At 65.3% G+C, this 11,524-nt stretch carries 10 protein-coding genes; 4 read left to right on the top strand and 6 right to left on the bottom strand.

Annotation, left to right across the window (positions count from 1 at the left end):
- Nucleotides 1-5: 5 nt before the first annotated feature.
- Nucleotides 6-1,565: a methionine--tRNA ligase gene (gene metG / locus QMA10_RS13605; RefSeq protein ID WP_290169159.1), complete on the top strand. Its 1,560-nt coding sequence runs from the start codon at nucleotides 6-8 to the stop codon at nucleotides 1,563-1,565.
- Between the two features lie 103 nt (nucleotides 1,566-1,668).
- Here metG and QMA10_RS13600 read toward each other — a convergent pair whose 3' ends face one another.
- From QMA10_RS13600 to QMA10_RS13575, 6 genes are all read right to left on the bottom strand, one after another.
- Nucleotides 1,669-2,199, bottom strand: coding sequence for a hypothetical protein (locus tag QMA10_RS13600; protein ID WP_290169158.1), 531 nt, complete (start codon nucleotides 2,197-2,199; stop codon nucleotides 1,669-1,671).
- A gap of 109 nt (nucleotides 2,200-2,308) precedes the next feature.
- The gene (locus QMA10_RS13595; RefSeq protein ID WP_290169157.1) at nucleotides 2,309-4,807 is read right to left on the bottom strand and encodes an FtsX family ABC transporter permease; all 2,499 of its coding nucleotides are present in this window, start codon (nucleotides 4,805-4,807) and stop codon (nucleotides 2,309-2,311) included.
- A 3-nt stretch (nucleotides 4,808-4,810) separates the two neighbouring features.
- On the bottom strand, nucleotides 4,811-5,575 hold the full coding sequence (locus QMA10_RS13590; protein ID WP_290169156.1) for an ABC transporter ATP-binding protein: 765 nt from the start codon (nucleotides 5,573-5,575) through the stop codon (nucleotides 4,811-4,813).
- A 70-nt stretch (nucleotides 5,576-5,645) separates the two neighbouring features.
- Nucleotides 5,646-5,960, bottom strand: coding sequence for an MmcQ/YjbR family DNA-binding protein (locus QMA10_RS13585; protein ID WP_290169154.1), 315 nt, complete (start codon nucleotides 5,958-5,960; stop codon nucleotides 5,646-5,648).
- 42 nt (nucleotides 5,961-6,002) lie between these two features.
- Nucleotides 6,003-6,752, bottom strand: coding sequence for a response regulator transcription factor (locus tag QMA10_RS13580; protein ID WP_290169152.1), 750 nt, complete (start codon nucleotides 6,750-6,752; stop codon nucleotides 6,003-6,005).
- 2 nt (nucleotides 6,753-6,754) lie between these two features.
- Complete coding sequence (locus QMA10_RS13575) at nucleotides 6,755-7,960, bottom strand: histidine kinase (protein WP_290169150.1); 1,206 nt, start codon at nucleotides 7,958-7,960, stop codon at nucleotides 6,755-6,757.
- 120 nt (nucleotides 7,961-8,080) lie between these two features.
- On the opposite strand from QMA10_RS13575, the gene QMA10_RS13570 reads away from it, so the two are divergent.
- The 3 genes from QMA10_RS13570 to QMA10_RS13560 all read left to right on the top strand — a co-directional run bounded on the left by QMA10_RS13570 (nucleotide 8,081) and on the right by QMA10_RS13560 (nucleotide 11,119).
- Nucleotides 8,081-9,142: a 3-isopropylmalate dehydrogenase gene (locus QMA10_RS13570; protein ID WP_290169148.1), complete on the top strand. Its 1,062-nt coding sequence runs from the start codon at nucleotides 8,081-8,083 to the stop codon at nucleotides 9,140-9,142.
- A 61-nt stretch (nucleotides 9,143-9,203) separates the two neighbouring features.
- Nucleotides 9,204-10,310, top strand: coding sequence for a branched-chain amino acid aminotransferase (locus QMA10_RS13565; RefSeq protein ID WP_290169147.1), 1,107 nt, complete (start codon nucleotides 9,204-9,206; stop codon nucleotides 10,308-10,310).
- A 23-nt stretch (nucleotides 10,311-10,333) separates the two neighbouring features.
- The gene (locus tag QMA10_RS13560; RefSeq protein WP_290169145.1) at nucleotides 10,334-11,119 is read left to right on the top strand and encodes an MBL fold metallo-hydrolase; all 786 of its coding nucleotides are present in this window, start codon (nucleotides 10,334-10,336) and stop codon (nucleotides 11,117-11,119) included.
- Nucleotides 11,120-11,524: the final 405 nt, after the last annotated feature.

Here is an 11,524-nt window from a genome sequence, read left to right as displayed (position 1 = left end):
CTTATGTGACTTCTTCCGATTCCCAGACCCCGTTCTACATCACCACGGCCATCTCCTATCCCAACGGAGTGCCCCATATCGGCCATGCCTACGAGGCCATCGCCACCGACGCCATGGCCCGCTTCAAGCGGCTGGACGGTTACGACGTCTTCTTTATGACCGGCACCGATGAGCACGGCCTGAAGATGCAGCAGTCGGCGGACAAGGAAGGCATCACCGCCAAGGAACTGGCGGACCGGAACTCCTCTGCCTTCCAGCAGATGAGCCGGGACCTGAATATCTCCCACGACCGCTTCATCCGTACCACGGACAAGGATCACTACGCCGCAGCGCAGGCCATCTGGAAGCGGATGGAGGAGAAGGGCGACATTTACCTCTCCAAGTACGCCGGCTGGTACTCGGTCCGGGATGAGGCCTACTACTCCGAGGATGAAACCGAAGTCCGTGAAGACGGCGTCCGCTACTCCAGGGAGACGGACACCGAAGTGACCTGGACCGAGGAGGAAAGCTACTTCTTCCGCCTCTCCGCCTACCAGGACAAGCTGCTGGCGCTGTACGAGTCCCAGCCGAACTTCGCCGCTCCGCAGTCCAAATTCAACGAAGTCATCAGCTTCGTCAAGGGCGGCCTCGAGGACCTCTCCATCTCCCGCACCACCTTCGACTGGGGTGTTCCGGTTCCGGGCAATCCCGAGCACGTGATGTACGTGTGGGTGGACGCGCTCACCAACTACCTCACCGGCGTCGGCTTCCCCGACACCGAGTCGGAGTCCTTCCGGAAATACTGGCCCGCTGACGTCCACGTCATCGGCAAGGACATCTCCCGCTTCCATGCCATCTTCTGGCCGGCGTTCCTGATGTCCGCGGACCTGGAACTGCCCAAGCGCGTGATGATCCACGGCTTCCTGCACAACAAGGGCGTGAAAATGTCCAAGTCCCTGGGGAACGTGGTGGCGCCCAAGGAGTGGGCGGACCAGTACGGCCTGGACTCCGTGCGCTTCTTCCTGCTGCGCGAGGTGCCCTTCGGCGGCGACGGCTCCTACAGCCACGAGGCAGTGGTGGGCCGGATGAATTCGGACCTCGCCAACAACCTGGGCAACCTGGCCCAGCGCTCGCTGTCCATGGTGTCCAAGAACTGCGGTGCCGCAGTGCCGCAGCCCGGCGAATTCACCGATGAGGACCGGGCCATCCTGGCCGCCGCCGGCGAGCTTCTGGAGATCTCCCGCAGGGCCTACGACGTCCAGGATTTCCACGGTGCGCTCGAAGCCACCTGGAAGGTCCTCGGCGACACCAACGCCTACTTCGCCGAGCAGGCGCCCTGGGTGCTGCGGAAGACCGACGTCGAACGCATGAACACGGTGCTCTACGTGACGCTGGAGGTGCTGCGGATCGTGGCCATCCTCATCCAGCCCGTGATGCCTGACAGCGCAGCCAAGCTGCTGGGGGTCCTGGGCCAGGACGACGACGCCGCCCGCCGCTTCAGCGCGATCGGCACTCCGCTGGTCCCGGGTACACCGCTGCCGGCTCCCGCCCCGATCTTCCCGAAGTACGAGGAGCCTGCCGAGTAACGCGGCCGGCAACCTCCTCAACAACGAATCAGCCCAACAACGAATGAGTGCCCTCCTGAACCGATCAGGAGGGCACTCTTTCGTTGCCGGCAGGCGCTGAAGCCTAGGACTGCGCCGCGAGGGTGCCGGTCAGGAACCGTTCCGGTGCGGTTTCTTCCATCACCCGGGCCACGGCATCCTGCTGCCGGCCGGCCATGTCAATCATTTCCTGAAGCCGGGCCGGATTGAACCGGTGGTCGTGCGGGGACAGCGCCAGCAGGGTCCGCCACAGGCACTCCTTGGCCCGAACGATGGACTGCAGGGTTTCCAGTTCAAACTGGCCCGTGGTGCCGCCTCCGGTGCTGAGCGGATTGATCGGTCCCAGCTTCCCGGTAACGGCTCCGGCCATCGCCACAGCCTTCTTGAACTTGTTCCGCCGGTAGCCCAGGGCCAGGATCAGCTGCTCCAGTTCATCCCGTTCCCCGGAGATTTCGGCTGCCAGGTCAGCGAAGGTCTGCTCATACTCGGAGCCCTCCCAGGTCCGGCGGGCCGCGCTGAACAGCCGAACCCCGGTTTCCGCACCGAGCAGATGGTCATCCAGATATGCGGAGAGGGATGCGTGGGCAGGTTTCCAGGCGTTTCCGGGGGTGGACATCAGTACTCCTTCGACTCGTGATGATCAGGCTGCTTATTATCCTGTCAGATCACTCTGCCGGCCGCGAGTTCCCGGGCCGCGTGACCGGCCCGGGAACCCGCTGCGGCGGTTAGTCGGCGGCCAGTCCGGCCACCGGGGACAGGCGGGCGGCACGGCGGGCCGGGAGGACCGAGGCGGCCAGCCCGGCCAACAGTGCCACGGCCAGGACGCCGAGCAGCTGCAGCCACGGGAGGGAGAGTGCCACGGAGGCAAAGGTGCCCAGCGCCGACTGCGCTCCGAGCCAGCCGTATACCGATCCGAGTACGCTGCCCATCAGCGCCGCGACTCCTGCAATGAGGACGGCTTCGAGTGCCAGCATGCCGCGCAGCTGTCCGCGGGTCAGGCCCAGTGCGCGCAGCAGGGAGGATTCGCGGGTGCGTTCCAGTACTGACAGGGAGAGCGTGTTTGCCACGCCCACCAGGGCAATCACCACGGCGACGCCCAGCAGCCCGGTGACCACCATCAGCAGGACATTGATGACCTGTTCATACGCAGCCCGCTCAATAGCGGAGCCGGTGACGGTGTACTCCTCCACGTCCAGCTGTTCAGCGAGATCGGCGCGCAGATCAATCAAGGCAGTGGTATTCAAACCGTCCTTCACGGACAGCCAGAGCTGCGGCATCGGAACGTAATCCGCGGAGTCGGCCACCGGCGCGGGGCCACCCAGGGCCTCGGCCGTGTCAGCCGTGATCAGCGGCCGCAGCATTTTGTCCTCCGAGACCAGGACCTTCAGCTCCACGCTGGAGGTTGCCCCGGTAACCGTCAGGGTTTCATCCTCAACCCCCTGCGGCATCAGGATGGTGTCATCCGCCAGGACCAGGTTCGAATCCTGCAGGACCTTCGCTGCGTCGGCGGGATCAAGACTGTAAACGTCATACGCCCCGTAGGTTTCCGAATCGGTGGTTCCTGCCACAGGTACCAGGACGGCATCCTGTACCCCCTCGACGGCACGTGCGGTATCCGCATCAGCTGCGGTAAACGCACGGTCCTGCCCGGCGACGCTCACATCCACCGGGAACTCTCCGGCCAACATGCTGTCCAGGGACGTCCGCACGGTTGCGGCTCCGGTCATCATCATGGTCACGAGGGTCACGCCGATCAGGAGGGCCGAGGCCGTGGCCGAGGTGCGCTGGGGATTCCGGACGGCGTTGACGGCGGCGAGTTTCCCGGGCACACCCAGCGGCGCGGCCAGCGAACCGACAGTCCGCACCAGCGACGGCACAAAGAGGGTGGCACACATCAGCACACCCACAAAGCTAAGGATGCCGCCGGGAAGCGCCACCAGAAGGTCCGCGGATACCGCGCCGGCTGCCAGGAGGGCGGCTCCGCCGGCCAGCAGCACCAGCCCGGCAACCAGGCGGACCCGGCCGCGTTTTGATCCGGCCCGCACGTCTTCGGCAGGCCGCAGGGCAGCCAGCGGGGCAACAGCGGTAGCGGCGCGGGCCGGAACCAGTGCGGCCAGGACAGTCATCAGGACGCCAACCAGCAGCCCGGCGACAACCGACACGGGGGAGACAGCCAGCGTGGCGAAGCCGCTTTCAGGAACGGTCTGCAGGTAGGCGATGATGCCGCCCACCAGGGCAACGGCGGCCAGGACACCGGCAACCGATGCCACGCTGCCCACGATCAGGGCTTCCGCGAGGACGGAGCGGCGGATCTGGGAACGTTCCGCACCGATGCAGCGCAGCAGAGCGAGTTCCCGGGTGCGCTGGGCCACCAGTACGGAGAAGGTGTTGGAGACCACCAGGGCGCAGACCAGTACGGCGACGGCCGCGAAGGCCAGCAGGATGAGGGTCAGGGCGTCGTCTCCGCCGGTGTACATGGCTACGACGGCGTCGGTCTGTTCCGGGGCAGTGCGGACAACAACTTCGTCCATGCCGGCGGCTGAAAGTTCCTGCTCCGCGGCGGCCCGTACCTCGTCCGCCCTGGCGCCGTCGGCAAGTGCCAGCTGAATGGTGTCGAACCCGTCTTCGGTGTTGGCGAACAACGCCGCGGTGGCACCGGTCGCGTAGAGCTGGGGAGTGCCCATGCTGGTGGGATCGTTGGAGGGCGCAACCAGGGCGGTGACGGTCAGCTTTGCCGAAGCTTCGTCCGGGCCGCCGGTGAGGTTCAGTACCGATCCTTTTGCCAGGCCCCGGCGCTCGGCCGTGTTGCTGTCTACGGCTACCTCGCCGTCGGATACCGGCAGCGAACCGTCGATGACATCGGCGGGGAAGAGCGGTGCGTGCTCCGGAATGCTGTCCATCTGGGCGTAGACCGTGTCACGCCCCGTGCCGAAGCTGGCGTAACCCTGCTGAACAGCGTAGACACCCTCTACCCCGGGAAGGTTGCTGACGACGTCGACCGTGTCTTCGTTCAGCACCACCGGGTCGGAGCGGTACAGGTTGCCGTTGAGGATCAGATCTGCGTTCCGGAAACCCTCACCCACGCTCTGGGTCAGCGAGGCCTTTGACGAGGAGTTGATGACCAGCGTGGCGGTCAGGAATCCGACGGCGATCATCACGGCAAGTGAGACGGCGATGAACCGCCGGGCGTTGAGGCGCACCTGCGCCAGGGCTACCTGCAGCATCGCCTAGGCTCCCAGTTTGGTCAGGGCGGCGAGCACGGTCTCCGGCGTCGGGTTGGCCAGCTCGCCCACCAGGGCGCCGTCGTTCATCAGGACCACGCGGTCCGCGTAGGAGGCGGCGACCGGATCGTGGGTGACCATGATGATGCTCTGGCCCATTTCCCGGGTGGAGCGGCGCAGCAGGGACAGCACTTCGGCGCCGGACTTTGAATCCAGGTTGCCGGTGGGCTCGTCTCCGAAGACCACATGGGGGCGGGTCAGCAGGGCGCGGGCGACGGCAACGCGCTGCTGCTGTCCGCCGGAGAGCTCGTGGGGGCGGTGCTTGAGCCGGCCGGTCAAACCCAGGGTCTCAGTGATGTAGTCCAGCCACGGCTGGTCCACCTTGCCGTTGGCCAGGGCCACGGGCAGCGTGATGTTCTGCTCGGCCGTGAGGGTGGGCACCAGGTTGAAGGACTGGAACACAAAGCCCACGCTGTCGCGGCGCAGGCGGGTCAGCTCGGAGTCCTTAAGGGAGGTGATCTCCGTGTCCCCGATCCAGATCCGGCCGGAGTCAGCCGTGTCCAGTCCCGCGAGGCAGTGCATGAGGGTGGATTTGCCGGATCCGGACGGTCCCATGATGGCAGTGAAGGTGCCGGCTTCAAAGGTGACATCAACGTTGGACAGCGCATGGACGGCGGTGTCCCCGGAGCCGTAGGTCTTGTTCAGGGACCGGGCGGCAGCGGCGGCCGTGGTGCCGCCGGGCACGGAAGATTTCTCAGTAAGGGTTGTCATACCAACTACGTTATTCCTCGGCCGGTTGCCGAAGCATCGGAGGAGGGGCGGGGATCAGCACGCCTCCGTCTCATACCGTGGGTGGAAGCGGGCCTGCCAGCCGGTAGGACTCCAGCAGCAGTTCCTCCAGCTCACCGCGGTCCACCCGGTCCAGCCGCACCAGCACCAGGAGCGGCGAACGGTCGTGGTGCGGGGTCCAGAAAAAAGTCTCCGGGGCCGTGGCGGCAAGTGCTTCCCGTTCCGGGGATTTGACGGTCAGAACCCCGTCCTCCCAGATACGCGCCATCAGGCTCCGGGCAAACCACGCGGGCTGCTGCCAGCTGAGCCGTTCGCTCACTCCGGGCAGCCCAAGGCAGAAGGAACGGACGTCGGTTTCAGCGGGCACGGCAGCCTCCCTGATCAGGGGGGGCGCCGGGGCGCCCCGGTTCTACGGTGCGACGATACCTGTCTCGTAGGCGATCACCACAGCCTGCACCCGGTCCCGGGCGCCAAGCTTCGCCAGGATGTGGCCCACGTGGGTTTTCACCGTGGCGTCGGAGAGGAAGAGGCGGGCCGCGATTTCGGGATTGGAGAGCCCCTGCGCGATCAGCCCGAAGACTTCGCGCTCGCGCGGGGTGAGGCGTTCGACGTCGGCCGCGTGCCTGCTCACCTCGGCGGTGGGTTCGCGGAGCAGCGGAGCCACGTGGTCCAGCAGCCGGCGGGTGGTCGACGGCGCAATCACCGCGTCACCGCGGTACACGGTGCGGATGGCGTCGAGGAGTTCCTCCGGCGGGGCATCTTTGAGCAGGAAGCCGCTGGCACCGGCCCGGATCGCGGACAGGGCGTACTCGTCCAGGTCGAACGTGGTCAGCACCACCACCTTGAGCTCGGCGTCGCTGGAACCCCTGGGCTGCGCGGCGGCCCGCTCCAGGATCCGGGAGGTAGCCTCGATGCCGTCCATCCCCGGCATGCGCACATCCATGAGGACGACGTCGGCGCGCACGGTGGAGAGCGCACGCACCGCTTCCTCGCCGTTGCCTGCCTCGGCCACCACAGTGAGGTCGGGCTGGGAATTGATCAGCATCTTGAAACCGCCGCGGACCAGTTGCTGGTCATCGACCAGGACCACCCGGATGGGATCAGAACCGGATGAATCGGGTGTGTAGCTGCTGAACGGGGTGGCGGGGGTGCCGGTCATGCTCAGGCCTCCGTGTAGGGAATGAATGCGGTGACGCGGAATCCTCCGCCGGCGGCGGGCGCGGCAACCAGTTTTCCATCGTAGAGCGCCACCCGCTCCGTCATGCCATTGATGCCCTGGCCGGAGCCGGCACCCGGGGGAGGCGGCGGTCCGTCCGCTCCGGCGCCGCGCCCGTCGTCGTGCACCCGGACCTCCAAACCGCGGGACGTCCACTCCAGTTCCACTTGGGCCCGCACCGAGGGGCCGGCGTGCTTGAGCACGTTGGTCAGGGATTCCTGGATCACCCGGTAGGCGGTGAGTTCAGCTCCGGCGGGAAGCTGGCGGCGCATGTTTCCCATCCGGATGACGTCTACCTCCAGGCCGGCACGCTTGACGGCGTCCACCAGGGAGTCAACGTCGGCCAGCGACGGAAGCGGGCGTGTGGACGCCAGCTCATCGCCGCGCAGCACGCCCAGCAGTCGCCGCATTTCCCGCAGCGACGCGCGGCCGGTCTCAGCGATGGTGCCGAGCGTCTTGGCAGCAATCTCGGGATCCTGGGCGCTCGCATACCGGGCGCCGTCGGCCTGGGTGATGATGACGGAGAGGGAGTGGGCCACGATGTCGTGCATTTCCCGGGCAATGTGGGTGCGCTCGTCAGCGGCGGCAAGATCGCGTTCCTGCTGGCGTTCGGTTTCGAGGCGCCGTGCCCTGTCCTCCAGAGCCTGCAGGGCCAATCTGCGGGTGCGGGCCAGGTCACCGAAGGTCCAGGCCACCAGGATCACGGCATCGAAGGCAATGACGTTGAAGACAAACATGGCTGCGCTCATGCTCCCCAAACCCTCAAGGGGATTGGCGAAGTAGCGGAACACAAACAACATCCCGCCCACCAGTGCCAGGACCAGTCCGCCCAGGCTTGCCCAGCGCGGCGCGTAGGCGGCCAGCGCATAAACCGTGGCCAGAACCGTAAAGTCCGCCGGCAGGGGCGAAGCGCTGAAGATCACCTGTATCAGGCAGAAGAAGGCGGTGATGCTGCCGGACAGCACCGGGCGGGTTCGGCGCCACGCCAGGGGCACCACAATGCCCAGGGAAAGGAGCATGTCGAAAACCGGACGCGCACTGATGGTCGCCGCTGAAACCACAAAGATCAGGACGCTGAACAGCATGAGAGCGGCGTCAACCTTGAACGGATTGGCCTGCAGCCAGGCTTGGATTCGGCGGTGCACGAGCATGGTCACCAACTTTAGGCCCTGACGGACGGGGTGGTCCTCATGCCAGGGGCTGATCTCTCCACGCGTCCAGTATGTGGAACGGTTTGCCCGCGATATGGACACTCTTCCTAGAATGGCGGCATGAGCGAAGAGTCCTCCACTGTTTCCCTGGCCGTCATCCCCGGTGACGGCATCGGTCCTGAAGTCACTGCCGAGGCCGTCAAGGTACTCCTTGCGGTGACTGAGGGCGGCCCCGTGAGTTTGGAACTTACTGAGTATCCGCTCGGCGCCGAGCATTGGCTGGCCACGGGTGAAACCCTGCCGGACTCCACCCTGGAGGCACTCAAAGGCCATGACGCCATCCTGTTCGGCGCGGTAGGGGCGGCTCCGGGGGATAAGAGCATTCCGTCCGGCCTGCTGGAGCGGGAAATGCTGCTCAAGCTGCGCTTCAACCTGGACCACTACGTGAATCTGCGTCCCTCGCGGCTGTACCCCGGCGTTGGCAGTCCGTTGGCGAACCCCGGCAATGTGGACTTCATCGTGGTCCGCGAGGGCACCGAGGGTCCCTATACCGGCAACGGGGGAGTGCTCCGCGAAGGAACTCCGCAGGAGGTTGCCACCGAGGTCTCCCTCAATACGGCCTACGGTGTGGAGCGCGTGGTCCGGGATGCCTTCCGCCGCGCCAGCGAGCGTCCGCGCAAAAAGCTCACCCTGGTGCATAAGCACAACGTGCTGGTCTATGCCGGCCGGCTCTGGAAGCGCACCGTGGAACGCGTCGCCGCCGAGTTCCCGGAGGTCAGCCATGACTACCTGCACGTGGACGCGGCAACCATCTTCCTGGTGACTGACCCGTCACGTTTTGACGTCATCGTCACGGACAACCTCTTCGGCGACATCATCACGGACCTGGCCGCTGCGGTGACCGGCGGGATCGGGCTGGCGGCATCCGGCAACATCAATATGGACGGTACTTTTCCCTCCATGTTTGAACCGGTGCACGGCTCCGCCCCCGACATTGCGGGCCGGCAGAAAGCCGACCCCACGGCAGCTATCCTCTCCGCGGCGCTGCTGCTGCGCCACCTCGGGCTGGACAAAGAAGCCTCCCGCGTGGAAGAGGCCGTGGAGCAGGACCTTGCGGCACGCACCGGGGAACCGCGCACCACTGCGGAAGTCGGCAATGCCATTGCTTCAGCAGTGTCATAAGCTCGGGACGTACCAATAACCAATTCGTCGGACGGCCCGCGCCGCCCACCGTGGAGGAAAAATGTCTGTCAGCGCTCTGGAATTCTCCCAGCAGCTCTCTGCCCACCCGAAGTCGGCGCAGGAGCGTGCGGCCATACTGGCGAACCCCGGATTCGGGGACTACTTCACGGATCACACCGCAGTTATCGACTACAAGGCTGATGAAACCGGCACCGGTGCCTGGCAGAACGCACGGATTGAGCCGTACGGCCCCATTGCCATGGATCCGGCCGCCGCCGTGCTGCACTACGGCCAGGAGATCTTCGAAGGACTCAAGGCCTACAGGCACGCTGACGGCTCGGTGTGGACCTTCCGCCCCGAGGCCAACGCCGCCCGCATGAACCTTTCCGCCCGCCGCCTGGCCCTGCCGGAGCTGCCGGAGGAACTGTTCCTTGAATCGCTGCGCCGGCTGGTGTCGGTGGATTCAGACTGGATCCCCGAAGGCGACGGCGCTGCGCTGTACCTGCGCCCGTTCATGATCGCCACCGAAGCGTTCCTGGGTGTTCGCCCCGCCCGTGAGGTTTCCTACCGGGTTATTGCTTCCCCGGCAGGCAACTACTTCGGCGGTGAGCTGAAGCCCGTGTCCATCTGGCTTTCCACCAAGTACGCCCGTGCAGGTATCGGCGGCACCGGCGAAGCCAAGTGCGGCGGCAATTACGCCGCTTCCCTCATCGCCCAGATGGAGGGCGAAGCCCACGGCTGCAAGCAGGTGCTCTTCCTGGACGCGGCCAATGACAACGCCGTGGAAGAACTCGGCGGCATGAACGTCTTCTTTGTCTTCAAGGACGGCACCCTGGTCACACCGGCACTGTCCGGCACCATCCTGCACGGCGTCACCCGCTCATCGGTTCTGCAGCTGGGCCGCGACCGCGGCATGAATGTCCAGGAACGCAAGATCACCCTGGATGAGTGGCGCGACGGCGTTGCTTCCGGCGACATTACCGAGGTCTTTGCCTGCGGCACAGCTGCTGTCATCACTCCGGTGGGTGAGCTGAAGACTGAAACCGAGACCATTGGATCGGCCGACGCCGTTGCCGGCCCTGTCACCATGTCCATCCGCGAACAGCTTCTGGGCGTCCAGACCGGCACCGTGGAGGATACCCACGGCTGGCTGACCCGCCTGGCCTAAACCCGGCTTAACAAAGGAACCCGATGTCCACCACCACCCTGACCCGCAGCAGTCCGCTGACCCGCTTTGCCCTGGCACCGAACCCCGGTCCCATGAGCCTGGAGGGAACCAACAGCTATGTGATTGCTGCTGAGGATTCGGAGCATGTGGTGGTGGTGGACCCCGGGCCCCTGGATGAAGCGCACCTGCAGCTGCTGGCCTCTGCCGGAACTGTTGAACTGGTGCTCATTACGCACCGGCACCCCGACCACACCGAGGCAAGCGTCCGGTTTGCCGAAATGACCGGGGCTCCCGTCCGTGCTTTCCATCCCGCCTACTGCGTGGACGCAGACCCGCTCACCGACGGTGAAGTGGTGCACGCCGGGGGAGTGGACATCACGGTGCTGGCCACCCCCGGCCACACCTCGGATTCGGTCTGCTTCCACCTTCCCGCCGACGGTCCGGGCGGATCAGTCCTGACCGGCGACACCATCCTGGGGCGCGGCACCACGGTTCTGGACTTCCCGGACGGAACCCTCGGAGATTACCTCGCCAGCCTGGACCGGTTGTCCGAGCTGGGGCATGCAACCGTGCTTCCGGCACACGGCCCCGTACTCTCAGACCTCAGCACCGTGGTCCTGACCTACCGGGACCACCGCCAGGAGCGTTTGGAACAGATCCGCGCAGCGCTGGAAGAAGCAGGAGCCGGTGCCTCTGTTCCCGAGGTTGCGGATTTGGTCTACGCTGATGTGCCGGCCAGCGTCCGCGGCGCTGCGGAACTTTCAGTGGCTGCCCAGCTGCAGTACCTGCGGGGGAACGACCCGCTGTGAGCGAGACAACGCCTGGCAAACTTGCACCAACCTGATTCTCCGTCGCAAACTATTGAATGTTGGTTCGGCAACGCGCAGACGTTGCGCAGGAGCCTGGTTCGGCAGAGTGCAGGAGGTCACACTCCGGCGGTTTGCAAGGACCGGCAACTCTGTGTAAAGTTTAGTGAGTTGCCCCGGTGAGTGTCTGGCGGACATGGTTCGCAGATAAGACTCCCGGATCCGGCAACAGCCCACAACACAGCAACGGACTTCAATCCGGACGCTTTGTGACGGGCTCATCCGGTTGTTTCAGTCCGGTTCCGCGAATACCGCGGAATTGCTAAAACAATCCGGATGAAATAGAATAAAGAAACACTGCAGCGAAGAGAAAAGAAAAACATTCATTGTTTTTCCGAGTATTTCGGA

Origin of the sequence: Arthrobacter sp. APC 3897 (assembly GCF_030407495.1) — a bacterium.
In the GTDB taxonomy this organism is placed as follows: Bacteria; Actinomycetota; Actinomycetes; order Actinomycetales; family Micrococcaceae; genus Arthrobacter_B.
This window is presented reverse-complemented; position numbering and strand designations above follow the sequence as displayed.